This is a genomic window from Citrobacter sp. VF227 (assembly GCF_052950715.1).
Genome location: NZ_JBRFVF010000014.1, coordinates 17,263 through 40,339, shown reverse-complemented (window position 1 = coordinate 40,339; position 23,077 = coordinate 17,263). Strand labels below are relative to the sequence as shown.

At 51.1% G+C, this 23,077-nt stretch carries 24 protein-coding genes; 2 read left to right on the top strand and 22 right to left on the bottom strand.

Translation table 11 applies throughout. The annotated features are described in order from the left end of the window. Positions 1-123: 123 nt before the first annotated feature. From ACU8YC_RS23530 to ACU8YC_RS23515, 4 genes are read right to left on the bottom strand one after another with little or no spacing between them, the layout of a single operon-like run. Complete coding sequence (locus ACU8YC_RS23530; protein WP_446895811.1) at positions 124-606, bottom strand: DUF2514 domain-containing protein; 483 nt, start codon at positions 604-606, stop codon at positions 124-126. After that, positions 603-1,229 carry a glycoside hydrolase family 19 protein gene (locus ACU8YC_RS23525; RefSeq protein WP_446895810.1) on the bottom strand — a complete coding sequence of 209 codons (627 nt, stop codon included), beginning with the start codon at positions 1,227-1,229 and terminating at the stop codon, positions 603-605. The genes ACU8YC_RS23530 and ACU8YC_RS23525 overlap by 4 nt, the downstream gene beginning before the upstream one ends. Next, positions 1,219-1,527, bottom strand: coding sequence for a phage holin family protein (locus tag ACU8YC_RS23520; RefSeq protein ID WP_000207019.1), 309 nt, complete (start codon positions 1,525-1,527; stop codon positions 1,219-1,221). The genes ACU8YC_RS23525 and ACU8YC_RS23520 overlap by 11 nt, the downstream gene beginning before the upstream one ends. After that, a complete protein-coding gene (locus ACU8YC_RS23515) occupies positions 1,514-1,918 on the bottom strand; it encodes a putative holin (RefSeq protein WP_001275998.1) in 405 nt (134 codons plus the stop codon). The genes ACU8YC_RS23520 and ACU8YC_RS23515 overlap by 14 nt, the downstream gene beginning before the upstream one ends. A gap of 239 nt (positions 1,919-2,157) precedes the next feature. Between ACU8YC_RS23515 and ACU8YC_RS23510 the strand changes: the two genes are divergently transcribed. Next, positions 2,158-3,285 carry an acyltransferase family protein gene (locus tag ACU8YC_RS23510; protein WP_446895809.1) on the top strand — a complete coding sequence of 376 codons (1,128 nt, stop codon included), beginning with the start codon at positions 2,158-2,160 and terminating at the stop codon, positions 3,283-3,285. 55 nt (positions 3,286-3,340) lie between these two features. Here ACU8YC_RS23510 and ACU8YC_RS23505 read toward each other — a convergent pair whose 3' ends face one another. Beyond that, complete coding sequence (locus ACU8YC_RS23505; RefSeq protein ID WP_446895808.1) at positions 3,341-5,746, bottom strand: hypothetical protein; 2,406 nt, start codon at positions 5,744-5,746, stop codon at positions 3,341-3,343. A 197-nt stretch (positions 5,747-5,943) separates the two neighbouring features. Between ACU8YC_RS23505 and ACU8YC_RS23500 the strand changes: the two genes are divergently transcribed. Beyond that, entirely contained in the window at positions 5,944-6,204 is a 261-nt protein-coding gene (locus ACU8YC_RS23500; protein ID WP_003847193.1) for a hypothetical protein, read from the top strand. Positions 6,205-6,242: 38 nt separating this feature from the next. Here the strand turns inward: ACU8YC_RS23500 and ACU8YC_RS23495 are convergent, their stop codons facing one another. Genes ACU8YC_RS23495 through ACU8YC_RS23415 form a run of 17 tightly spaced genes read right to left on the bottom strand, consistent with a single transcriptional unit; the run spans position 6,243 to position 23,039 of the window. Continuing rightward, positions 6,243-6,437, bottom strand: a complete 195-nt coding sequence (locus ACU8YC_RS23495) for a hypothetical protein (RefSeq protein WP_446895807.1) — start codon at positions 6,435-6,437, stop codon at positions 6,243-6,245. Next, the gene (locus ACU8YC_RS23490; protein WP_446895806.1) at positions 6,434-9,190 is read right to left on the bottom strand and encodes a hypothetical protein; all 2,757 of its coding nucleotides are present in this window, start codon (positions 9,188-9,190) and stop codon (positions 6,434-6,436) included. The genes ACU8YC_RS23495 and ACU8YC_RS23490 overlap by 4 nt, the downstream gene beginning before the upstream one ends. Next, a complete protein-coding gene (locus tag ACU8YC_RS23485) occupies positions 9,190-10,755 on the bottom strand; it encodes a hypothetical protein (protein ID WP_446895805.1) in 1,566 nt (521 codons plus the stop codon). The genes ACU8YC_RS23490 and ACU8YC_RS23485 overlap by 1 nt, the downstream gene beginning before the upstream one ends. Then, positions 10,755-13,283: a hypothetical protein gene (locus tag ACU8YC_RS23480; protein ID WP_446895813.1), complete on the bottom strand. Its 2,529-nt coding sequence runs from the start codon at positions 13,281-13,283 to the stop codon at positions 10,755-10,757. The genes ACU8YC_RS23485 and ACU8YC_RS23480 overlap by 1 nt, the downstream gene beginning before the upstream one ends. Continuing rightward, positions 13,283-13,831, bottom strand: a complete 549-nt coding sequence (locus ACU8YC_RS23475) for a virion core protein, T7 gp14 family (RefSeq protein ID WP_446895804.1) — start codon at positions 13,829-13,831, stop codon at positions 13,283-13,285. Before ACU8YC_RS23475 ends, ACU8YC_RS23480 begins: the two co-directional genes overlap by 1 nt. Beyond that, positions 13,831-14,295, bottom strand: coding sequence for a hypothetical protein (locus tag ACU8YC_RS23470; protein WP_446895803.1), 465 nt, complete (start codon positions 14,293-14,295; stop codon positions 13,831-13,833). The genes ACU8YC_RS23475 and ACU8YC_RS23470 overlap by 1 nt, the downstream gene beginning before the upstream one ends. Beyond that, positions 14,295-16,772 (bottom strand): hypothetical protein, encoded by a 2,478-nt coding sequence (locus ACU8YC_RS23465; RefSeq protein ID WP_446895802.1) that lies wholly within the window; start codon positions 16,770-16,772, stop codon positions 14,295-14,297. Before ACU8YC_RS23465 ends, ACU8YC_RS23470 begins: the two co-directional genes overlap by 1 nt. Further along, positions 16,772-17,377 carry a hypothetical protein gene (locus ACU8YC_RS23460; protein WP_075584439.1) on the bottom strand — a complete coding sequence of 202 codons (606 nt, stop codon included), beginning with the start codon at positions 17,375-17,377 and terminating at the stop codon, positions 16,772-16,774. Before ACU8YC_RS23460 ends, ACU8YC_RS23465 begins: the two co-directional genes overlap by 1 nt. After that, positions 17,377-17,700 carry a capsid staple protein gene (gp10, locus tag ACU8YC_RS23455; protein ID WP_446895801.1) on the bottom strand — a complete coding sequence of 108 codons (324 nt, stop codon included), beginning with the start codon at positions 17,698-17,700 and terminating at the stop codon, positions 17,377-17,379. The genes ACU8YC_RS23460 and gp10 overlap by 1 nt, the downstream gene beginning before the upstream one ends. 51 nt (positions 17,701-17,751) lie before the next feature. Further along, entirely contained in the window at positions 17,752-18,096 is a 345-nt protein-coding gene (locus tag ACU8YC_RS23450) for a hypothetical protein (RefSeq protein ID WP_446895800.1), read from the bottom strand. Positions 18,097-18,106: 10 nt separating this feature from the next. Then, positions 18,107-18,547: a Bbp16 family capsid cement protein gene (locus tag ACU8YC_RS23445; RefSeq protein ID WP_052936052.1), complete on the bottom strand. Its 441-nt coding sequence runs from the start codon at positions 18,545-18,547 to the stop codon at positions 18,107-18,109. A 51-nt stretch (positions 18,548-18,598) separates the two neighbouring features. Continuing rightward, positions 18,599-19,585: a major capsid protein gene (locus ACU8YC_RS23440; RefSeq protein ID WP_446895799.1), complete on the bottom strand. Its 987-nt coding sequence runs from the start codon at positions 19,583-19,585 to the stop codon at positions 18,599-18,601. 17 nt (positions 19,586-19,602) lie between these two features. Further along, the gene (locus ACU8YC_RS23435) at positions 19,603-20,295 is read right to left on the bottom strand and encodes a peptidase (protein ID WP_446895798.1); all 693 of its coding nucleotides are present in this window, start codon (positions 20,293-20,295) and stop codon (positions 19,603-19,605) included. Between the two features lie 14 nt (positions 20,296-20,309). Then, a complete protein-coding gene (locus ACU8YC_RS23430) occupies positions 20,310-20,855 on the bottom strand; it encodes a protease (RefSeq protein WP_446895797.1) in 546 nt (181 codons plus the stop codon). Further along, entirely contained in the window at positions 20,852-21,151 is a 300-nt protein-coding gene (locus tag ACU8YC_RS23425) for a Bbp19 family protein (RefSeq protein WP_446895796.1), read from the bottom strand. Before ACU8YC_RS23425 ends, ACU8YC_RS23430 begins: the two co-directional genes overlap by 4 nt. After that, the gene (locus ACU8YC_RS23420) at positions 21,148-22,818 is read right to left on the bottom strand and encodes a portal protein (protein ID WP_446895795.1); all 1,671 of its coding nucleotides are present in this window, start codon (positions 22,816-22,818) and stop codon (positions 21,148-21,150) included. Before ACU8YC_RS23420 ends, ACU8YC_RS23425 begins: the two co-directional genes overlap by 4 nt. 14 nt (positions 22,819-22,832) lie before the next feature. Further along, positions 22,833-23,039 (bottom strand): hypothetical protein, encoded by a 207-nt coding sequence (locus tag ACU8YC_RS23415; RefSeq protein ID WP_000334867.1) that lies wholly within the window; start codon positions 23,037-23,039, stop codon positions 22,833-22,835. Positions 23,040-23,077: the final 38 nt, after the last annotated feature.

The following is a 23,077-nucleotide window of genomic DNA, read 5'->3' as shown; positions in this document are numbered from 1 at the left end:
ATTCCCACTCAATTATTTACTGACAACATAAGCAATTGACTGACAACAACTTTTAATAAAACAAAATTCCCCATACCGTTTTATATACCGTCACCGGAAATCAGTACCATGAAAAATGCCATGTCACCTAGTTAGCGAATCGTACTGCTTTTCACAGACTCTTCCGGCTTCGGCGGCCCGATCAGCGTACTCTGCCAGTTGTCGGTTTCGCTCGAGAGATTTGCTGAGCACGTCGGCAAGCAAAACCCCGGTGTCTGCGGCTGACGCCCCAGTGCCGACAGTGGCGTTATACTGCCTGAGCTGCTCACGGATGGCAACGAGCTGTTGCTGCAACCTGCCAGCGCGAGCGGCAGCATCAAGAGCATCATTGCGCGCCTGGTCGATCCTCTGCTGCGCTTCACGTTCATTGCTCGCTTTCTCCTGTTCGTCATGCTGACGAGCTTTATCATCTTCGGCTTTACGGTCTGCCTTTGCCTGTGTATACCCAGCATCGTACTGCGTTTCACCATGGTTAACCCAGGCTAAGCGGCCGCCAGCGGCAAGAGCAGCAAGCATCACCACGATAAGCAACTGTTTCCAATATGCTTTGACGAATGCCCAGATCATAACAGCGCCTTACGGGCAGCACCGTAACGCGCCCGCCGGTCGTCGATGCCGTTCTGGCCACCGTTGATGATCTGCGTGACGCGCACCAGGTCTCCGGTGTACTTCATGCAGCCTTTGGTAGCAAAAAACCACGCCGCGCTACGGGCCGCATATTGATCCTGCGCCAGCAGTTCAGGCAGCGCTACCAGATCAACCTTCAGACCGTTGCCACAATCCCGGTAGTTGTTAAGACCGGTGATCTGGATAAGCCCGCGCCCGCGGTAGTTCCATCCGTCGCCCGGTCCGTTGTTGCCCATACGCTTGCTGTACACCAGATTGGCGATCGCGCGCTGGCGTTCCAGAGGCAGAGACTTCTCATATGTTTTTCGGCCCAGCGCGCTGGCCTGGTCAGGCGTGATGCGTCCGGCGCGGATAAACCCGGACAGCCCGTTAACGCTGTAGTTGAAGTTCTCCTGTAACCGGGTAAACCCTCCGGACTCATGCCCGACCTGCGCAATAAACATCGCCTGGTCATCTGGCTTAGTAATGCCAAATTCATTCATGGCAGCGGTGATATGTGGGTACCAGCGCGCGGCCAGTTGCTCAGTAATACCGGCAGCGCGCCGGAACTGGTTAATGTCCATGTTGAGACCTCGATATTTTGAATATCTGCACGACGTTACCGCGCGTTTTCAGAACGGCGGCAAGCATGACAGCATTGATAATGACCTCTGATAAATCAGCGACCATTGGTGTGTGATACCAGATTGCATATGCGGCGCGGACGGGGATGCTGGCTGACGCCACGATAAGGAAGTAGGCTATCCAGCCACCCCACCGGCGGTGTTGCGATCCATTACGCCGGAAGGTTCCGACGCGTATTGCTATTGCAGAACAGATAACCGCATTGGCAATCAGTAAAAGCAGCTCATGAGTTGTCATCGTCTTTTCTCCCCGGGATTAAATCGCGTGGATTGTCGGAACGGTGATAGAGCCAGATACCAATACGTACTGCGACGATTGCCGACACGAACGCGCCAGCAGAGAAGACGATCCCTTTCTCGAAAGAGTCCTGCGTGATAGTTGGGATCAGGCTGGCTACGCCGATAAGGATTGATGCAGTTGGTTTGTAGAAGAGAAGACCACAGAGAAAGCTGAGCATCGACAGGAGAACCCGGCGGCGTATTGGATACTCAACGGCTGAGGTAATAAATATTACCGCACCTGATAAAGCACCAAGAGCCACCTCGGGAGGAACTCCAGCGATAACCGCAGCCAGAGAACCCATACTAAGCCACTGATTTAAAGACTCACTGGTTAGCTGGGCTGACATATCAACCACCGTTTACTGTGCATATAAAACCCCCTTAGTTGGTGAGTTCATCATACACAATAAACCATATATGGGTAGGCTTTGTTAGGATTGCTCCTATCAATTTAAGTACTACTTACACAAGACTCTGCGAGAGATAAGCTATGTCGTTCATGTGTTAGTCAGGTATCCGTCAGCGAGTGACCATCATTAGCTATGCTGCTATAATCTTTTGAATTTTTTTTAAAATGGAATTAGCTATGAATTTTGAGGCACAAAGTTTGTATCTTTACTTTTTGTCGCTTGCTGCGGTTCTGGCATGTATCTATGTACTAACGAAATTTAATTATTTCGCGCACATAGACTTCTCAGGTGGAAGGTATTTTTTTATTGATGGCTTACGTGGCATAGCTGCATTTAGTGTTCTTATGAACCATGGTGCGGCTACGATAATGACAAATGGCATCCTGCCTGTGCATATTGATTTTACTAAATATAGCATAGTAGGAAACATGGGAAGTTTTGGCGTTCAACTATTCTTCTGCATTACAGGATTCCTGTTTTTTGATAAATTAATAAAGTGCAATAACAAGTTTGACTGGAATAAATTCTTTATTGCAAGAGTCAAGAGACTTGTTCCGCTGTATTTATTAACATCTTTATTTGTTTCTATTATTGCAATTATCATAGCTGGAGACACAGCTAAGTTCGATTTCGTTAACTTCTCTAGCTTTTTGAACTTCTTTGGTTTTGGATTTTTGGGAACGGAGATTTACATTGGAGCATTTAATGCAAATGGTTTAAATGCTGTTATTTGGACTCTTCCATATGAGTGGAGGTTTTATCTTTTATTCCCATTAGTTTCAATTGCAATAGCGAGCAAGCGATATGGAATGATTGCGCTAGCTGCTGTTATGGTTTTTGCTGCCAGAGACTTTATGACAGAGTTTGTATTATGGCCTTACTTCATGGTGGGAGCCGCAGGAGCGTATCTCTTTAATAAATCAAACATTTATTTAAAGGATAAATATTTTATATTTTCTGTAATAATCTCACTTTCAATTCTATTCATAATTTGCTCTACTAATTCAGCCTATGGCAGAGTTAGAATGATAAGCATCACGGTGTTGTTTTTTGCAATCATCTTAACGAAGCCTGCTATTTTTAAATTTAAGCCATTGGTATACCTTGGAGAGGCGAGTTACAGCCTGTATCTTCTTCACTTACCAATTATGGCTGTAATAATCAGATTGCTAAACACATCATTCAATATGGCTGAAATTTCAACATTAGAATACACATTACTAATTGTAGCAATAGCTTCAATATGTAGTGTTATTTCCTGCGTTACATTCAAGCATTTTGAATGGAGATTTATAAAAAAATAACCTTGCTTGTATTATAAGATTAATTAAGAAAGCAGGCCTCCTTCGAGGCCTGCTTTTATACGGCTGAATTTATTTGTAAAAAAACGCCTGTGGTAGCTCCAACCCATGCAACTGGGTTGCCATAAGTAGTAGCGCCATCACTAACAACCCAATCGCCAGGCTGAACAACACACTTTGCACCGTAAAGACCAACTGGTGATTGACTAAATCCTGCGTCAGCAAATTTGAAACCTACCTTTGTTACACTTGATACGCTAGGGAATATTCTCGTGAATGAAGATTCATGTATATTATTATTTCTAAACACACCATCTGTAAAATTATCCATTGAAAATACTGTATCCAGCGTCGCACCTACAGAGTTTCTAAATTGATTGCCTTCAAACACAGGAAAAATAACGGTATATCCAGGACTAAGACCCACATAACCGCCATCCAATATGTTATTTATCACTATTGGGTGCTGCCCGCCAATGCCGACATCACCAAACCCAACAGCAAACGTACAATTGTTATTCGCAAACATGGGGGCTATCCAAGATGAGGCTGTGAGTCTTGGTGCCTTTGTATCTATGAGTATATTATCAGTTACTATCAACCCTGTTTTTAACTGATTTCCTTCATGATATCCCTGCACTGCCATCCCGCCGCCTTCCATAATGTTATTGCTTATAACTATGTTACTAAGGCCAGTGTTTACGCCCCAGTCACCACCCGGATCATTAGTTATAAGCAGATAGTGTGCGGAGTTCCGTCCAACTGCATCAGTCGTGATTTTACTCGTGTTACCAGTACAGATAATATTACTTGCTGCGAAAATCTCTACAAAAATACCACTCCCTTCATAGTAGTTATCCGTAACCGTAACATTTTCCCCGGCAGGTGTAATGCGTGACTGCAAGGATATTGGGCTGTAAAATCTGTTGTTGTGTGCGTAGGATCTTCTACTACCTTCAGAAACCGCATAATCTTCACCGTAAGTATGCCAATCCCTACCTGATGCAAATGTTTCATTATTGCAAAATTCAGAGTAATCACAGTTACGTGTGACTATCCCATAATTAACATTGTATTTAAAATAGCTGTCGTTTAATGCCACATATTTATTAGCAAGTCCTGACAATGAATCCGCATTAATGAATGTACGAGATGCATTAACATTCATCTTTTTGGCTACAATATGACAGCCCTCTACAACAAACCCTATCCAATCCTCTTGTGGTCTATATGTAGTATCCGCTGGACCGGTTGAGTAGTCTGTAAAATCACTGTTCCAATTAAATCCAGATACAGTTCCTGTACAGTTTTTTAATCCGAATACAACACGTTCCGTTGCTGTACTGGAACTGATATCAATATCAACATCATTATCCGCATAAATATTAAGATTCAAATTTTCTAAATAAAATGCAGTTTGACGAGTTACGAGGAATTTATCTTTATAGGCAATGGCTTCATCAAAGTCTACTTTTAACTTACCTGCACTAATACGACTACCAATACCCTTAGTTGCAGAAAGCCTAATGGCTGCTTCTACTGCAGCATTACTACTGTTTACACCTAACACATCATGCCCAGCCCAAACAGTATGGATCGCGTCGAATACGCAAGTTGAACGAATCCAACACCCTGTTCCACTACTGTCAGTCTCTCCAGTTCCGGCCAGGAACGCAGCCAGGCCGGAATACGAGCCATCCCAAGGAACTGTGGGGCTGAATATGGTGATGCCGTTATGCTGAGATTTAGGCTTATCTGGATTCCAGTAAAAAATACCACCGCCAAAATCTGTTCCTGGGACATAACCCATAACGTTAAATGAAACAGAAGTGAGTTGTGCTGTGGTAAGGAGTGCCTTTACTGAAGGGACGTTGAGCAAGTTAGTGATGCCATGCTCAACGGCATTCTCAGCACGTTCAGCAGCATCTTCCGCACGCTCAGCGGCGTCCTCGGCGTCTTTAACCGCCTGAGTATATGTATCCTCTACCCACTTTTTGTTTACCGCATCTTTATCAGCAACCGGATCTTTCAGATTAGAAATGCGGTAATTCAGTGCATCATAGTAGTTTGAGAATGATGTTGGCCTGCGTAACGCAAGTCTGGCTAATCCTGTGCCCTGCTGAATCAGCATAGTCAGCTTATCAAAAGCGTCCTCGTGCACCTCAGCAAAAAACTTACCCTGATTTCTTAAGTCAGTCTCCTGGGTGAGTGGCAGCTCTCGAGTTATTGAAATCTGATACCCATTAGCCAGTGCTGTGGAAAGTATTACGTTTCCGCCTGTATATCCGCCAGCGCCAGTAACGGTGTAATCAGTATCAAGAATCAGCTCTGTGATGTTCTCATTCAGGTCAACAACCTGCACAACCAGATCAGACTTCTTAAAAATTCGGAAGGTATAAGGGAAGGAAGTCGTGACCCCGTTCCCGATGTAGTCGTTATGGTCAACTTCGGTTGAGACCGTCATGTAATTATCTCCAGGTTGCTTATGCGCCCGGCGCGCATGCACTCTGAATCATTGTATTACCATAAAAACCTTATATGAACTGAATGAGGAATGAACACTTGTTTTATTACCTTACAGGTAATTTACATTCCGTGCTGGATAGTCATTAAATCTTCTGCTACTGTATGTTTATACAGTGATTGCATGGAGAAGAAGAGATGCAACGGCAGTATCACCATCCGCTGGAAGAAGGATTTGAAGAAAGAATACACACGCCGGTAGGCGTTAGATCCCTGGTGGAGGACTCGCATCTGATGAAGTTGCTGCGGGAACTCGATAAAGACGGCTTCAACGTTGACGGGCCGCTGGCTGAATTGGTTGCCCTTGTGAATTACGTCACAAGCTCTCAAATGACCATGCAGGATCTGCAAACGCATCTCGATTACTGTGCGGAACAGTTACGTAAGCAAACCACTTAATGATAAATAAAAGGCCGCAATAGCGGCCTCGTGACATGTCACAATAGTGGCAATTTAAACACTATCGCAGCAAGCATTACGAATGTCGCAAAGTAGACTACCTTAGAAGAAGTTTCGCCTAACCATCCTTTCTTAATGGCGAAGATGATCGCTAATACATACGCGGTACCAGCCACCACGACTACTGAAAACCAGAACATCATCAACCCAATATTTGTTAATGTTTCCATCATTGTCCTACCGCCTTTCCTAAATCTGGTGCGCGACGCGGAGTTGTTGCACCAGGCTCCCACCAGCTTGTTGTGTTGAACTCCCGCTGCGCTCGATCCCTTACCCTATCGTTGTATCCAGGATTTGCCATTTCTTGAAGTTGCTGCAAAATAAGATGGTTGGTTATTGCCTTCGCATACCATAGATTTGCAAATGGTGTGATCATGCGGGCTGTCTTCAACGCATCTGCTCCGAAGGATGTTTCTTCCCCCTGTAATGCTTTCTGCGGGTTAGTTATCAGTAGCTTGGTTAACTGTTCTGCAAAGCTCAGCACAGGTCCGCCAATTGTGGCCGCGATACTGGAACCATATTGCGTATGGTCCTGAAACAGGAAATCACCATATATTCCGAATGAGCCACCTTTCAGCAAAGCCTGCACCCATGTCGTAGGTTTCGTCATGTCAAGTGGGTCATTTCCAGTCAACAGACTATTCATCTGGTTAGCGAACATCCCAGCCAGTGTCGTTCCAGCAATATAGGAAGCAAGGAATTTAATAGCAGGAACTGTGTCCAGATCATTAGCACGGTTAACCAACTGACGGAATCCGGCGAACGGTGTTGTTTTGAAGAGCATGAAGCTCTTAATCAACTGCCCGGCATCATCTCGGGCGTAGGTGTCCAGACCGGTGGCTGTCGTGACGGCGCTGGTCATCTCACCATGCGTAATCCCCAGCAATTTCTGCGCGGCCTCAGCGCGGGCATTGCGCACCATCCGTGTGATGGTCTGCTCTGCTTCAGCGTCAAATGCTTCCTTCATTCGCTTAAGGCGCTCAGGAGGTAGATCTCCAAGCGCTGCCAGTGCTTCTTCGCTACCAGAGCGCACCTGTGCAATACGGTCCGCCATGATGCCTGTGATCACGTCATCAGGAACAGCGTATATAGCGTCAGGAGTCATTCCCATATGCCCGGCAGTGGTCATTGGCTGGAGGTCTGCCGCTGCCATGATAGCCCAGTCTTCATTGCTCCATCCCTTGTTGGCAAGGATGGTTTTATCGGATCCTTTTACATCATCCAGCGTCTTAAATTTGCGGGTCAATTCGCCAATGTTTTTGTACATCAACAGCCCGAACGCCGCTTTGTTTGCACGGTCCATTGCGATCAGCCCTGACCACTTCAGTGTTTTCTCGGCAAACCAACCCGTGATGCCTCTGGACAGGTCGAATCCTCCCATCTTGGAAACGACAGCAGCGTGAGAATCCACCAGGAGGCCAAGCTCAGCATTAGCTCGTTTGGCGTCACCACTGAAAAGATTTTTGATGGTATTTGCAGACAAGCGCATGCCGTCACGTGTAAAACCAAGCGCCTGGGCGTTGGCGCGCATGATGGCCTGATCGCTGGTTGCTGTCAGCACGCTGGTGCCCAGCATGGCGCTGGTCATCAGGTTACGAAGGCCGCCGACTGCTGACGTGAATACACTCGATGTAGCCGCACCGTTAAGCCCAGCCATCGAGTTAAACATGCGCTCAACCATCTTGCGCTCTTCGTTCATATGCCCTACAGCCTTTCCTCCTGTGACTGCTCGCTGGTACACACGGTCCAGCACAAGGGAAAAGTTTCGCGCAGCGTCAGGTCCGAAAGCTTTAACGACCCCAAGGTCACGAGAAGATGATTGCAGGTGTGACATCATCACTCCAGCCACTGGCTGCTGAGTATAGCGCTCCATATACGCGAAGTGGGATTGCGCATCCTTGAACGCCATAACCCTACTCTGGGATCCGCGGTTCTTTATACCGCCTGTTCCCATGAATGCGCCTGGGTCGATTTTGTTGGCCCCGTCGGTGGCCTTCGTTTCAAAGATCGCCTCCAGTGCCTGACGGTATTCGATGTCATTCATCGGGCTGCCGTCCGGATTAACGTAGTTGCTGCGATCCTGCGTGTTGTAAACGTCATCCACCCATGCCTGGCGGGCAAACTCAATCGGCGGCTGGCGGCCAGATAACTGAGCTTTTGCACGCTCGGCTGCCGGGAGTGATGCCAGCCATTCATCGCGCCCGGCGTTGCGAATAAAATCAGAGTCGTCAACATACGGAAGATGCCAGTCGTCGCGCAGACCGATATCAAAACCGTTGTCATTCATCTCCTGGCGGGCACGGCTGGTTACGTCATTCCATACCTGTGCAATTTTCTTCGCTTGCGGGTTGCCAGTATCTTCTCCGTAAAGCTCTTTCAGGATCTGGAACTGCGCTGACTTCGCCGCCTGCTGATCGAACAGGCTGCGGAAACGCTGCTCCCCAAGTGCCTTGCTTTGCTCGAAGAATTTACGGACATCATCACCGGCTTTGAGCAATTCAGCGCTGAGTTGGCGCGACCAGTCCTGATATGCGCCTGTCGCCAGTTCCTCAGCAGATGTAACGGCAATATCCTTACCGTCAGTTGTGCGCCGTCCGGAGAAGATAAACTGCTGCAAATTGGCGGGAGTTTGTTGTTCTGGCGGGATATTGGCGTCAAGGATATCTGTAACCCTGCTGATGGCGATCGCGTTCTGAGCTACTCGCTGGCGCTTCTTATAGACATCATGCACAACACGCTGACGCACAAGATCAGCTGCTTCCATGTATGTTTGCGCATCCGGGATGCCAGTTTTACCTTCCCTGGCATTCTTTTTATGCACCTGACGAACGGCTTCTTTGATGCGGTCCTCAATACCTTTTAGCTCATCAGCCTTTGGCTGGCGGCCAAGTGTCTGCGCAATGGCTTCAACACATGCCTGTTTCATTATGGGTTCCTCAGGAAGCACGCGGCGGCAACGGTATATACTTTCGATTCTTTCTGCACGGTCTGGATTTGCTCATCAAATTCAGCCAGTACATCGGAGAGTTTTGTCGGTTGTCCGGTGTCTGGGTGCGAAATAGTTAAATCCGGATTTGTGGCAGCCATATCGCGCGCCGCCATCAGGTCGTAACTGTTGGATGAAATCGCCTGGCCGGTGTCTGGATCCACACTGACCTGACCGCCTGTTTCGTCTGCTATTGTGAATGCACTTTCTGCGCGCGGAGTTGGAGGCTCTCCAGCCAGTTCTGACGGCGTTTCATACCTGACACCATTCTCTTCGAAAACCTGCTGCATTGCATGGTACTGATCGTTTGCAGATTCCAGCATGCCAGGACGCGCCGGGCCATCCAATCCGCGAGCCATCATCCCGACGTTAACCGGCTGTCCGTCATTGAGCTGGCGATATGCCTCATCCATAGCCGCCACATGGCTGTTGATGCTCTCATTGCTGGCGTGCAGCACTGGTGACGATTCAAGGTCGTAATACAGCCCTTCATTCAGTGTATGGGCTGCATCGATGTCGCTTGGCTTGATGGCAGGAATATCTGGCGCGGAGGTGGTCTCTGTCACTGGCACCTGAGCATCAGCTCTATCTGGCGCACCAGGAGCATCAGTTACCGGCACTGCTTCAGTCGTAGGGGAAGGCTCTAAGGTTGAATCAGGAACGCTCTGCACTTCTGCCGCCGGGACAGGCGCTTCGGTTTCTGTCGATGGCGGAACGTCAGCATTTCGCGCGGCCAGGTGATGAGCTCCACCAAAAGCACCACCCAGCACTGCGTCAACCAGAATAGCCTGCCCATCGAACACACGGTACTGCTTCGCCATCTCTGTGTAGCCTTTTTCCTCCAGCGTTTCGCCGACGGAGTAACGATTCAGGCCACCGAAACCGGTGTTAATTGCCACGCCAGAGGCGATACGCGTTGCCAGCGTTCTGCCGACGGCTGCAGGTAATGCCATGCCCGCGGCATTGAATAGGCTCTGCTGCGTTGCTAGGTTGCGCACCGTCGACTCGTCTACACCCTTTTCTTTGAAATCCTGATAGGACTGCTCATACGTAGAGCTGAACGCTGTAGCTGCGCCGACTGTCGGTCCTCCGACAATGGTCGCACCGATGGCCGGAACAAACTGGCCGAGACCATAAAGCACCTCAGCAGCCGTGCCCTGGCTGCCAGCATCTGGTTTCACGTATCCGCGTGCATCCTGCAACTGCTTGCCGATCGTGTCGTAGGTATCATTCAGCGCTTTGTCAGCGTCAGGAAACATCACGCGGAAGATATTGACCGTCGGTGCAACGTCGGCGGTGAATGCCGGATCGCTTATCAGCCGCTTACTGAATCCTACGGCAGACTGAGCCAGGCCGAGAGTGCCTTCCGCCACGCCGCGCACCGGTGCAGCAATTGAACCCTGAAAGAATGTCGGCTCGTAATCTTCAGGCCGTGCAGGGTTGGCTGCTGTTTTATCGTCGGTCCACGCCTGGCCTTCCGGCGCCAGAGAAAATACATCAGACATTATTCGACCCTCACGACGATAGCTTCGTTGGTTTTCGGATCCGTAGCCCAGCGACCGCTGCCACTTACCAGCCGATACTGATTGTTGCCGATATTGACTGGGGTGAAATTTGATGCGGCATTGACGTTAAGGCCAGCATCTTTCAGTGCCTGCTGAGCAGAAGCGGTGTAGCGGTCCTTAAATGTCGATTTATCCATGCCGAATGGCATTACCACATCACCGCCATTAAATCCTTTGTACACACCGCCAGTGGCGTATTGTGCAGCCTTCTCTACAACATCTGAGTTGGCCGCATCCGTTCTCGTCATGGAAGCGTCTCCTGACTGATAAGCAATTCCGGCGTAAGCGGCTTTAAACAGGTTATAGCTGAGCTGGCGCGCCTGCGGGTTATTGGCGAACGAGTTTCCTACCTGATCGTCGAATGCTAGCTTCAGCTTATCCTCACTCGGAAGCTGTACCGGAGTTATCCCCGCATCTTTCATCGCTTTAGTTGGGTTGAGTAACTGGTCGCCGGCCAGGATTACCTTCGATACGTCGTATTTATTCATGGTCGGCTTGTAGCCTATGAACTGGCTATAGGCAATAGACGGCTTGGTGTTGTCATACTGGTTATCCGGCGTGCCCAGCAGCAGCGCAGAATAGGCTGTTGCTGCGTTGTTTGGTGCAATGGCAGATGCAACCTGTCGCATCGCCGGAGCAGGAAGAGTTTCCCCCATGCTCTGCAACAGACTGATGGTCTGGTTAACGTCTTTGGTGCCTCGCACCTGTTCAGACAGCGCAGCTGCCTCTTCACTGGACAAGATAGGAGCATTGATTCCTAGCGCACGTAGGCTTTCCTGAGAGGAGAACCGGTTGGCAACCTCTGCCGTAATGTCGTTAGGGTTGTTGCTGGCAATCGGCTTATAGGCACCGATGTCCACAGCGGCGTTAAACGGATTATTCTGGCGCTGGCTGATCACCTTCGTGGCTGCCGCCGATACATGATCGAATAATTCAGCGCGGGAGGCATATCCCTCGCCTGTTTCTTCGGTGCCCGGGCGCAACTGATCAACGTATGCCTTAATGCTGCTGGTCGGCATGTTGCGAAACGATCCGATGTACTGCCCGGCTATCTGCGTGTTGCGGAACTCGGTATAACGGAGGTTACCTTCACGTACGCCGTAGGCAGCGAGGAAGTCGTTTTGCGTAGGCGCGTTCGGGAAATCAACTCCGCGCATGTATGCCGCGCTGGCATCGCGTACACGGCTATCGATATTGGTGCGGTATTCAGCCTGCTGCTGTTTACGGATCTGGTCAGCCTGGCGAAGGAATGTCGCCTGGGCCTCCGGAGATGCTGCATCGAATGCCGCGTTGCCGGTATAGCGCTTTGTGCTGGTTGGAAGCTGAGAGAGGCCAATTGCCGCGCTAACACCGGTAGCAAGTTGCTGATCGCTGTACGGCTGACTGCCGTTCTCATGCTGGATAATGGATGCACATAAAGCCTTTAGCGTATCAGGGTTTGATGCATCAAGCGGTTGGTCAGGAGTCACGCCAAGTTGAGCACATACCGCCTGAATATAGGCGTCGGTGTTGTTATTGTCAGACGGCGGTGCCCAGCGATTAATGATGTCGTTTACAGTATCAATGCCCTGCCGCTGGTATGACAGCAGATTGCGACCAAGTGCGCGAATACCGTGCTCTGGCGTTTCGAATTTGGCAAAGCGACCATCATCACCGGTCTGGCCTACCCACGGATTGGTTTTGCTGTACTCGAGGTTGCCGGGGTTGTTGTTGCGAATGCCACGGGCGCTATCACCAGAACCACCTTCTGATACCGCACGGCGGGAACCGGTAACCGTATCGCTCAACTCGCCATTGCTCTGGATGAACTCAATGGAGTTGTTGGCTGACCACTGTGACAGTGACGTATCAGCAACCTTCTCTTTGAACTCAATCTTTTTGGCCTGAATCTGTTCAGAACTCCATCCATGTGCAGCGCCGTAATCTTCGATTTGCTGGAAGGTCTGCTGGTTGTAGAGCACATAGTTTGCATTGTCGCCGTAGGCGGCAGCAGCCAGCTTCCCGTTGTTCGCCAGCGTTGCCTGGAACTGACCTTCTTCATAGGCATTGAGTTGGCTTATCTCATGTCGGCCAGCCTGGGTAGTGAACTGAATGCGCTGCTGCTGCGCCAGCTGCATAAACCCAGCCCTGGCACCTTCCGGCAGTGTCATCGCGATCTGCTCTGCCTGAGCATCGAACTGCTGAGTGTAAACCTGTCCCTTACCAAGGGCGTTCTTACCCTGCATATTAAGAAGACCGGTATCCGGGTTAGTTAGCAGATCGCTGGAAATCTGGCTGAGTTGTAATGAGGCATCCTGAGCCTGAGCAACATCGGCACGCTGCTTTGCCTGTGCAAAAACATCAAGTGCTTTACCGCCAACCTGTGTCAGCGCGTCACCGATGCCTGGCTGTTCGAAAGCCTGAAACCCAGGAGACTGAAACCCTCTGCTTTCTACCTGGCGTCCGTTAACTGTAGGTACAACTGGCATCATAACCCCCTTGGCAATCTAGTTCCGGCTGCTGAGCCGATAGGTGCTGGCGTACTCTGAGTAAATGGTGACCACGTTCCGCCGCCCATCTGGTAAGCGCCATATGCCTGAAGTGGAGCAGTCAGCAACGTGGTAAATGCGCCCATATTCCCCTGCTTACGCGAAGCACTGGCCTGGGCTTTATAATTGGTGGCCTGGACTTCATAGCCATAGGCTTCACGCTGAGCGTTATTAACCGTGGTCAGCGCATCAAGTGCGCCAAACTGTGCTGTATCTCCGAAGATATCCAGCGCACCACCAGTGGAAAGATCTGCACCTGTAGCCCCCATAGTTGCCGCCTGAGTTCCGGCGGCCTGACGATTACGGCGACGAACCTCATCAGCCTGAGCATTCCCACGGTTGATAGAATCCTGTGCCTGAGCCGTGGCCACCTCCGCATTTTGCTCGGCAACAGCAGACGAATACTTACCTTGCTGGTACTGGTTGTATGCTGAAACGCCACTTAAAGCGACACTGGCGCCAGCGAGAGCGATAGCCGGGCTGCACATTATTTTCTCTCCATGTGGAAACGGTGAAACGGTAGGTTGTTAATGCCGTATGGCTGAGGTTCGTCGATGGTGAATCCCAGCCAGTGAAGCCATATGCGTGCGGTGTGGTTGCGTGCGTCAACATAATTTTCAAGATACGGGTAAACAGTCAGCATTGCATTGACCACTTTTCCGCACCGGCGCAAGAATGTACGCTGGTATTTCTCCAGCGCGTCAGTGCCAACCAGCCATGGGATGCCGCTGCCGCCAATCATCGATGCTGGCGCTACGCCGAAAACAGTCACCACATCACCGTTTATCAGACCGGCGCAGCAGAATGTTGACGTGCGAAGACCGGTTTCCAGAACGCGGCGCGGACTCCATCCATTGGTTGCCAGAAACTCGTCAATATCTGCCTGGCGGACATACGGAAGAATTGATTCGATATGCTCTGCGGTTGCGGGTACGATCTGAGCGTTAATCATCAGAAGTCTCCGACGGTAAGACGAGGCAATACAGCAAGAACAGAAAGCGGAAGCGGGTCGAGCTGGCGAACCTTAACACGTCCGTTTTTATCCCAGTTGCTGTCGAGTTTTACTTCAACCTTGCCGGTAGCGTCATCAACAGGATCGTCGTAAAACTCAAATTCACGCTGCGGATATTCATACCAGGTTCCGCCCGGAGTGGTGGCCCATATTCCGCGGCTGGCATTAACAACCATCGTTACAGTAGGAATGACCTGCTTTTTATCCAGCAGTGTTTCCTGCCCGTTGATATTGATGTCCAGCGTTTCGAATTCAGCGGTGATAGGAAGACCGATGTGCACCACTGCGCCTGGTGATTCCAGCGTGACAGAGCCACCAGTTACTGTTTTCTGTGGTTCAACGCTGGCGTCTGACAGGATGTTTACTGTCTGCCCTTCGAGGTGCGACAGGCCGCCGAACATCTGTCTGGCCATCTGCCAGTTAGTTGTTGGCGCGTTGCGAAGTATCTCCGGAACGTTGCGATTGAATCGGACGGTAACTGCGGTATTGCTTGTTACCGAGATGATATCGCCGCGCAGCTCTTTAGCCACCGGTTCGTTGGTGTCTGGATCCGTTCCGGTATATGGGAACTGAATCTGAGCACCGACATCGGTATTAACGAAATACGATCCACCACTCACCGTAACCGGATAATCAACCTGATAGCTCCAGTCACCCGTGCCACCGCTGATGGTCATTGTGCGTAATGATGTGTTTCGTCCGTCGTAGCTCAGGCCGCAGTCGACAAAGAACGCGTCCTCATCATTGGTGAACAGGCGACTGGAAAGACGCTCGATGTAACGAACGGCCTGCCCATTGATGGTACGATTAACCACGAAGTAAACAGCATCCTCGCTGCCTTCACTGATGGAGCAGGTGCTTTCGTACTTACCGGCGCTGGATTGTGGCGCCCATGCGAAAACCTGTTGATCGCGTAAATAGGTCAACACCAGCAATTTACCGTCATCACGAATGCAGAACGCGCTGCTGTAAGGAACAATGCAGAATGACCAGTCAACAATGCTGTGTTTCTGGAACAGGTGGTTTGCCAGTATGGTCAGGTCCGTACCCTGGTACCCGTCAACATCAAACGAATACGCCAGATCACGGACCACGCTTCCCTTCTCTTGGATGAACAGTGCGATGTTAGCCACGGCGATCGGCGGCACATTGCTGGATCCGTTATTCCCCTGAGAGCTGAACGAGAACGCCGACGGCGTGAGGACCTTATTCTGGTCCCCGGATATCGTATATTCCCCGCCTGAAGTCAGAGCTACCAGGTTACCAACGTCAATAAGGTGACGGATCTCATTCACCTGTCGCCCGGCGTAGGTGTAAATAATGCGATCATCATCCTGAATCGGGTTGTTCTTGCCAAAGTCTTTATAGTCGCCGGTGCGGCTTGCCCAGATTGTTTGCGGGTACGCGGTAGACGCGGCAAAGTACAGGCGCTGCTGGTAGTAAACAACGGTGCTCGGGTAGCCGTTAACGCTGTTCCAGGCGTATTTGGCCCACTTATAGCTTGCGTTAGCAGAGCCTACTACCTGAGACGGAATGAATGAAACTACTTCGGCAGTTGCGGTCAGGCCATCGCTGGCTACTGCTGTGATTCTGGCAATGCCAAAACCGCTGTGCAGGTACTCCCACTGTATCCCGGTATCATCATCTCCCGTTCCGCCCCAGCCATCCCAAGACATCCCCTCAGTATGTGAAGGTCGAAGTGTTCCTGTCTTTCCAGCAGTATTGGCTCGGTAGTAGTTGCTGTCTGCACGACGAACATCGTTAATTGCAGTGGTCTTGCTGGTCTCCCAGACAGGAACGGAATCAACAGCAGGTTGCTCGAGATAAAACAGTTTTCCGACCTGCTCAGCCCCAAAGATGACAGAACTGGCCGTCAACGTAATGGTCCCGGTGCTGGCGCTAGCGTATACCTTCACTGTCTCGTCAACGTTGATATCTTCGAACGGTCCGTTTTTTGTGGTTATATCGACGATCTGCCAGTTATCGTGCGCATAGCGTCGTAGCTCTTTTGGCGGGTATGCTGGGTGAACAAGCGTAAGCACGTCGGCGCTCTGCGTGAATTTGATGCGGAACAGGTCAGCCTCAGCATACGGCATCGCCAGTTCATAAATCACATTGCTGCTGTTCAGCACATACGCACCGTCTTTGATAACGCGCATGTAGCCGTCACCGAACTCCAGCGCATAGGTCTGTACAGTCGAGAACTGGAACGGGATTAACCTGCACTTGCGATCAGGATATTTAGCCGGACCAACGAAGCGCGTACCAGGTCGGTTCTCGACACCACCATACTGACGAACAATGAAGTTATCGCACTTGCGCAGCGCCACCTGATACTTTGACATATCAATGCGGCCATACAGTGACGGACCAATTTCACCACCGGCAAAGCTCGGTTGAATCCAGCTAAAAGCCATTATGACAACCTCGCTGCTGTGAACTCATCTACCGGCGGTTGTGGCTCCTGTGATTCGTTCTGGCTGTGGGAACCAGCACTAAGGATCACACGGTTGTACATCGTCAGTGCGTTGTTACCGAGATCTGCGCTACCTGTCAGCGCCATATTGATGGCTGCAGCCAGACGCCATGAAAGCGCCTCCATGAAAATGGCGTCATACATATTGACGTCAGTAACCCGCGCTACGTATTTCAACCACGCCTTTGGCTGATCGGTGTAAATGAGCTTACCTGTCAGATCCTCATTGGAACCGACAACATATTCAATGCGCTGCGCAGCCGTAGGATTGCGTAGTCCGGGCGGCATTATCTCGGTTATGCGAACACAATCAGATGGGTACTGGTAAGCGTATTGCCAGTCAGGAGGCGGATTATTGGTATCGGCCAGCGCCACGCGCTTGGTAGCAAAGTTCCAGTCGAAATCAGCCAGAGCAGCATCGCGGCAAGCATCAAAATGCAGGGAGCATTGCCCAGCTTCTTTACTGGCTTCATTCAAACTGTTTATGCTGCGGCTGTTGCCGATATTGCTCAGCGCTCGGTTGCAGATCTCGATAACGGATGCCATTAATCATCCTCCCCACCGTAGAGAGTTTGCGCTGCTGTCTTCTGCGGATCACTGGAATCAGGAGCAATACCCATATCGGTGATCTGCAATTCAGCGCGTCGATAGGTTCCATCGTCGTCCTGACGTTCTGATGTTGATTTGACGATTGCCTTGGCCATAATCATCACCACCCCGCCGACAGGAGGGGTAGCGACACCTAACTTGCTGAGCGTTTCATTATCAAGGCTGATGCACAGCCCCCACGGATAATCATCGCGGGTATGCGTCTCGCCCTTCTCGTCCTGAAAACTATCGGTGCCGGTTTTTAGGTTTACCAGATCCATAACGGACTCCTGCAATAAAGGGGCCGAAGCCCCTTGTTTGATTAGCGAGGCTTAAACGCCAAGTTCTTTACGCTTATCTGCGATCTTCTCGCGGAGCGTTTCGGCTTTGGCGTTGTGATGCGGTTTCTCGTTGAAGAGAAACTCATACTCTTCACGGAGTTTATCCAGACCATCATCAGCGCTATCCGCATCGTTCAGCGGCTCATGCTCAGCAACGAGAACCGTTGGTTCGCCTTTGTGCTTTGCTTTAGCCTTTGCTGCACGTGCAGCATCGTTCAGCGGCTCCAGCGCCGTACCCGGCTCACCGTCATACTCAACTTCAGAGCCTTCAGGCCATAGGTTGTTATGAATGTGGGATAAACGCATGACGCGGTATCTTGCTTTTTCACCTGACATCGCCACCCCCTTAGCCAGTCACTTTTGAACGAATCGGGTAGTACGGGCTGTTGTTATCAACATCCAGGTTAATTCCCGAGGTGAACGCGCCAGCAGTCAGCGGGCCAGTACCTACCGTGTAGTTCACGCGCAGATAGCGCTGAACCCCAGCAGGAACCTTCGCAGAGAACAGGCGCTTGCCAGCAGTCAACGCAGCCAGAGCCAAAGCACCGCTGTCGTAGATGGTGGTCCAGGTGGAGTTATCCGGGCTGGTCTGTAATTGAACGTTCAGAGTCGCGGCACCGGCAGCGGTAGCCGTAGTGTCAACGGTTGCCCAGAACTCCAGCGGATAACCAACGCCGATATCACGACGGGTGCCGTCGATAGGGCCAAGGTCAATCACATCCGTAGAAGCAGCAGAAGCTGTAACCGCCTGCTTCTCGGAGAACATCAACAGTTTGTCGAGGATCATTTTCTTTCTCCATTCATGGGCCGGTTAAGGCCCATCAGTTAATGACAGGCGTTAAACAACGCGCGCTTCTGTTTCCAGAATTGCGTCAGTTTCACGGATTGGGATGCCACGGAAAGTGGTCCACCATTCGCCCTCAGTCTCTTTGACGGACAGAGCCAGAGAAGCTTTATCCAGAGATTGCAGGTCGAGTGCCTGGGCAACGGTGCGATTCATGTAGAAAGCCGCGCGGCCCATCTTCAGGTTAGGAACACGGTGCAGCGCTTTAACCATCATCGTGACGATGTTTGCAGCAGAAGCAGGAACAGACAGATCGCTCACATCGATGTTGGCGATGCGAACAACGTAGCGCCAGTCGCGCAGGGCCAGTCCGTTATCCCACTTGTAGTGGGTGCGGTACCCCTGATATTTACCACCAGCAGAATCGGTAAGGGTCTGTTCGCCCAGGTTCTGAGTCTGCAATCCTGCCTTCTGGCCTTTAGGGAAGATGCCGTGAACGGTATTTTCACCCCACACCACCAGCCAGATAGAAGTGTTATCGGTGCCGGTACCGCCAGCATCGATGATGTTCTGCCCATTGCCTGCTGATTTGCTGGAATAGCGAGAGGAAAGCCCCATGAACTGCTGAGGGTTAACGCTGGTATCACCATAGAACAGCGTCTGAGCCATCTGCTGGTTCATGCCTTCGATGAATGCACGGTCTTCAGACAGACGGAATTCAGCGGTATTGCCGTTCAGATCTGCCAGTGACTTGTCAACTTCGGCATAAGTTTCCAGCATCCCGCAGGAGTCGGTTACCTGTACTGTAGTTGATTTGCTTGGCTGCACGCCGTAGTTAAGCAAACGCCAGGTAGCAGATGGCAAACCAGAGCGCACGGTAGTACGGTGGCCGGTTGGCAGGTTACCCTCAACGAACATCATGTCCGTCAGGATTTCGTTGGTTTGGGAAAGGAGTTCGACGATCTTATCGACCTTCCCGTTTGGATCAGTACGCTTAGCCCAGTCAGCCAGCGTCAGCGCATTTACGCCTTTAACAGCCATGGTTATATCCTCTCTTATTAGCCATAAAGCACTTCGGCCGCACTACGCTGGCCTTGATTACTGCCATCGACCATGCCGTCTTCTGACATGGCTTTACCGATTTTGATGAAGGCCCTCACCAGTTCAGGGTGGTTACCCAGACCAGTACCCTCCAGATATTCTTTAAGTTTAGGCGTACCGAACTGAGCAAGAGCACGCTGTGCAGCACTCAGGTTGCCGGTGAGCTTATCGCCGCCGATCTCCTTGTCTGCCTTAACGTCAGCAGCCCACTGCTCAGTGGTTTTCTGCCATGCTTCCGCCTGCTGCTGTTGGACCATTGGCATGATCTTTGTGCCGTACAGATCGACCATCTTCTGCGCCTGCTCATTGGTCAGGTTCATCTCGCGGGCGATAGGTTCGAACTGTTCCAGAGCAGCAACATCAAGTTCCTGGCCTTCAGCTGGTTTGAAATCGTATTTCTCCGGCGCGCCTTCCTGCTTCGGCTCTTTGTCTTCACCAGGCTTTTTCTCTTCTGGCTTATCACCATCAGCAGGCTTTTCTTCCTGAGGTTTGTCAGATTCAGCGCCTGGCTGTGGCTTATCGCCTTCAGGTTTAGCCGGATCGCCAACTGGTGCCGGATTATCCCCAGTTGATGCAGCAGGAGCCGCGCCACCATCAGCTGGTTGCTCATTGCAAAGGCGGCGATACAGCAAACGATCAAATAAATTCATGAGTTACCTTCTTGTTAATCAATGCTGATGACTCGCTGAACCCTGACAGATACAGAGGTCAACGTGATGGTCTGGCCTGACTCATTTGAAAGACCGACCTGAATTCCATTGACAGTGAACGGATCGAGTTCATTCATGGTGAAACTGGCCAGTACATCGTCACGGTTGCTGATGCTGGTCCCGTTAACTTTCACGCTGGACTCGGAGCCGACGATGTCGCCATTTGGGCGCCGGGTCTGAATCATCCACTCTCTTGCCGTTCCTGATGCACCACCTACTGTCCCGTTAATGCGGGTACTGAACAGAACCTGGCTCGGGTCTACCTGTGCAGGGAAGATTAAATTTCCTGCATTGATGCTGAGATCCGCGTTACCGCCATCAGCTTTGGCGATGCCGGAAAGTGAAAAGAAGTTCTGAAAAGCGGCATCAGCCACAACCTGAGATCCAGTCCAGTTAAATATGTCCATCTGAAATGTCTGCGGCTCTTCACCCACTGCATAGAAGTCTGCAATGGTAGAGTTGCCATCGTTTCTCAGCCTGATCATGCGTTTACGGCTCATTTGTCGCTCTCCTGAGATTCAGCAGCCATTTTCAGATACTGTTCAGGGCAGTGCGCCATGACGCGCTGGAACAGTGCTAAGGCCAGATTTCTCTGCCCTTCGTTAAATGCAGTGATGTGCGGGTCACCGGCAAAGCACGGAGAGAATACTTTCCCCTTCTCAAGCAGTGACCAGATCACGCGGCGGCCCTTCTCGCTACCCATAACGAACTGGATGTCGTCGATATCGCGCTGAGCCAGAAGTTGCTGTTTGGCGTCAATCTCTGCTTTGCGGCCTTCGTCGTCGATATCCGTCATTGCTGTGGTGCTCCTGCTGCATTAGCGATAGCGGTTAATGCGCTAGGGTCAGTGGTCTGCGTTTCGCTGAGAGTCTTGGCTCCCTGCGCTGCGGCCTGTCCCATTGCCATTGCCTGTGCTGCCTGCGCCTGCTTGGCTCGTTCTTCACGAATGCCCTGTACCTGCTCCTGAGGAACGATGACGGTAGGCGAAACGCCTGACATTTCGGAGAATGCGTCGATAGCCTCATCCACATCGAGCTTGTCGAGTGCTTCAGGTTTGAACTGTGCGAGCTGACCGATGAAGCCAACGGTCTGCGACAGACTGGTGAGGCCGATAGATTTCTGCGCCTGCGCCATCACGGAGATGTATTCGATACGCAGCGGCATACCCTGCATAACGTCAGGCGGTTCTGGCAGCATGTTCTTGCGCGCCATGATGGAGAACACGCGGTCAATAAGCGGGTTAAGTGCTTCGTCGTTCAGTCGCTCCAGCACCGGGCCAAGCATCAGTAGTTTCTCTTCTTTCATCTCGATCACCGCTTCCACCGGCATAGAGCGGGTGTTGATGTTTTGCAGCATCATGAAGAGGTCGACGAAATAGGCGCTGTTGATGGTCTGGCGGGTATCCTGAATGTCAGCGAGCAGATCTGCAGTATTCGGGTTTACCAGGTATGCAGGTTTGAAACCGTCCTGACCACTCAACACGTCGAGGTACGTCACATCACCAGGCAGCAGGGAAACACGCTGTGTTTTTAGCGAGGTAGGTGCAACCATCGGCGGGTTAGTGGCCTTATCGATGAGCTGAGCCTTACGCTTCTGCTCAACCTGAAGCGCTTTAACCTGACCGAGTGCCAGCATGCCAGGGCAGGATGAGGCGTAAACGTCTTCGCCGTTCACTTCCCAGCGCGGCGCCAGGATCGGGAATTCATCGAACCCGGATTCACGCAGCAGCTTGTCAGCGTCTCCGCCGGTCTCGAAGTACACAGAGCGGAACGGCTTGTTCTTGCTGTCCATCTTGCCGCTGTCGCGGTTGATGTTTGGCGTAATGCAGTGGTTAACCTCGATCCATGTTTCATACGTGCCGTTCTCAAACATGCTTTTAACGGACGCGCTGACGTTATCCAGACCGAATTCCTGCACCAGCTGACGAACAGTCATGGAGAACTGACGGAAGGAGGTGTCGACGCTGCCGCGCGGGCTGTTAGCCAGGTAGTAGCTGCCAATCGGGAAAGGCATTGTGCGGATAACGTCCTGGTCATCTTCGAGTACAGCCATTGCAGCGGTACCGAAAGTACCCAGGCTGGCGTACATGACAGGCAGTGACTGATACAGGTTTGACTTGTTGAACACTTCGTTCATGCGGCGCTGCACGACTTCCAGCCAGACTTTAACCGGACCATAATCCATCATGTCAGGGTCTGGCGTTGCCAGTTTGAACCATGGACGTGCCGGGCTGGTGATGCCGGACATCATGCCGCTGGACAGAATGCGCTGAGCCATTGAACCGGTAGGATCAACAATCTTGGTATTACGACGATCATCACGGTTTACATCAGACGTCAGAAAGCGGGAACCGCGCGGATTGATAAAATCGCTCAGGTCGCGCCAGTGCGACTCGAACGATGTGCGCTCATTCTTCAGCTGTGCGAGCTGCTTCAGCAGACGCTCTTTTTCGGTTTCCGCCATCTCTGCCTACTCCGTTACTGACCGAGCAGCGTTTTACCGCTGGTGTTTGCGGTTGAGGTGTCGCCCTGCGCACCAGTCAGCAGAGTGGAACTGCGGCCAGCGGCTGCACGGCGGCGCCGCTCTTCGTCATCACGAGAACTGACAACTGCTGCATCCTGCTCCTGTGGCGCGGCCTGTACTTCTGGTGCTGCTGGCACTGATGGCTTGCTGCCGATACACATAGCAATAGCTCCGTACGAAATTAAATTATTACCAATTT

What these genes read in the sequence shown, in the direction of transcription:
- ACU8YC_RS23425 (WP_446895796.1), bottom strand. Translation starts at nt 21,151, where the DNA reads ATGACGGATATCGACGACGAAGGCCGCAAAGCAGAGATTGACGCCAAA.
- ACU8YC_RS23440 (WP_446895799.1), bottom strand. Translation starts at nt 19,585, where the DNA reads ATGGCTGTTAAAGGCGTAAATGCGCTGACGCTGGCTGACTGGGCTAAG.
- ACU8YC_RS23465 (WP_446895802.1), bottom strand. Translation starts at nt 16,772, where the DNA reads ATGGCTTTTAGCTGGATTCAACCGAGCTTTGCCGGTGGTGAAATTGGT.
- ACU8YC_RS23430 (WP_446895797.1), bottom strand. Translation starts at nt 20,855, where the DNA reads ATGAGCCGTAAACGCATGATCAGGCTGAGAAACGATGGCAACTCTACC.
- ACU8YC_RS23525 (WP_446895810.1), bottom strand. Translation starts at nt 1,229, where the DNA reads ATGGACATTAACCAGTTCCGGCGCGCTGCCGGTATTACTGAGCAACTG.
- ACU8YC_RS23510 (WP_446895809.1), top strand. Translation starts at nt 2,158, where the DNA reads ATGAATTTTGAGGCACAAAGTTTGTATCTTTACTTTTTGTCGCTTGCT.
- ACU8YC_RS23495 (WP_446895807.1), bottom strand. Translation starts at nt 6,437, where the DNA reads ATGATGGAAACATTAACAAATATTGGGTTGATGATGTTCTGGTTTTCA.
- ACU8YC_RS23490 (WP_446895806.1), bottom strand. Translation starts at nt 9,190, where the DNA reads ATGAAACAGGCATGTGTTGAAGCCATTGCGCAGACACTTGGCCGCCAG.
- gp10 (WP_446895801.1), bottom strand. Translation starts at nt 17,700, where the DNA reads ATGGATCTGGTAAACCTAAAAACCGGCACCGATAGTTTTCAGGACGAG.
- ACU8YC_RS23445 (WP_052936052.1), bottom strand. Translation starts at nt 18,547, where the DNA reads ATGATCCTCGACAAACTGTTGATGTTCTCCGAGAAGCAGGCGGTTACA.
- ACU8YC_RS23470 (WP_446895803.1), bottom strand. Translation starts at nt 14,295, where the DNA reads ATGATTAACGCTCAGATCGTACCCGCAACCGCAGAGCATATCGAATCA.
- ACU8YC_RS23515 (WP_001275998.1), bottom strand. Translation starts at nt 1,918, where the DNA reads ATGTCAGCCCAGCTAACCAGTGAGTCTTTAAATCAGTGGCTTAGTATG.
- ACU8YC_RS23460 (WP_075584439.1), bottom strand. Translation starts at nt 17,377, where the DNA reads ATGGCATCCGTTATCGAGATCTGCAACCGAGCGCTGAGCAATATCGGC.
- ACU8YC_RS23435 (WP_446895798.1), bottom strand. Translation starts at nt 20,295, where the DNA reads ATGAATTTATTTGATCGTTTGCTGTATCGCCGCCTTTGCAATGAGCAA.
- ACU8YC_RS23500 (WP_003847193.1), top strand. Translation starts at nt 5,944, where the DNA reads ATGCAACGGCAGTATCACCATCCGCTGGAAGAAGGATTTGAAGAAAGA.
- ACU8YC_RS23450 (WP_446895800.1), bottom strand. Translation starts at nt 18,096, where the DNA reads ATGTCAGGTGAAAAAGCAAGATACCGCGTCATGCGTTTATCCCACATT.
- ACU8YC_RS23475 (WP_446895804.1), bottom strand. Translation starts at nt 13,831, where the DNA reads ATGTGCAGCCCGGCTATCGCTCTCGCTGGCGCCAGTGTCGCTTTAAGT.
- ACU8YC_RS23485 (WP_446895805.1), bottom strand. Translation starts at nt 10,755, where the DNA reads ATGTCTGATGTATTTTCTCTGGCGCCGGAAGGCCAGGCGTGGACCGAC.
- ACU8YC_RS23505 (WP_446895808.1), bottom strand. Translation starts at nt 5,746, where the DNA reads ATGACGGTCTCAACCGAAGTTGACCATAACGACTACATCGGGAACGGG.
- ACU8YC_RS23530 (WP_446895811.1), bottom strand. Translation starts at nt 606, where the DNA reads ATGATCTGGGCATTCGTCAAAGCATATTGGAAACAGTTGCTTATCGTG.
- ACU8YC_RS23420 (WP_446895795.1), bottom strand. Translation starts at nt 22,818, where the DNA reads ATGGCGGAAACCGAAAAAGAGCGTCTGCTGAAGCAGCTCGCACAGCTG.
- ACU8YC_RS23520 (WP_000207019.1), bottom strand. Translation starts at nt 1,527, where the DNA reads ATGACAACTCATGAGCTGCTTTTACTGATTGCCAATGCGGTTATCTGT.
- ACU8YC_RS23415 (WP_000334867.1), bottom strand. Translation starts at nt 23,039, where the DNA reads ATGTGTATCGGCAGCAAGCCATCAGTGCCAGCAGCACCAGAAGTACAG.
- ACU8YC_RS23480 (WP_446895813.1), bottom strand. Translation starts at nt 13,283, where the DNA reads ATGCCAGTTGTACCTACAGTTAACGGACGCCAGGTAGAAAGCAGAGGG.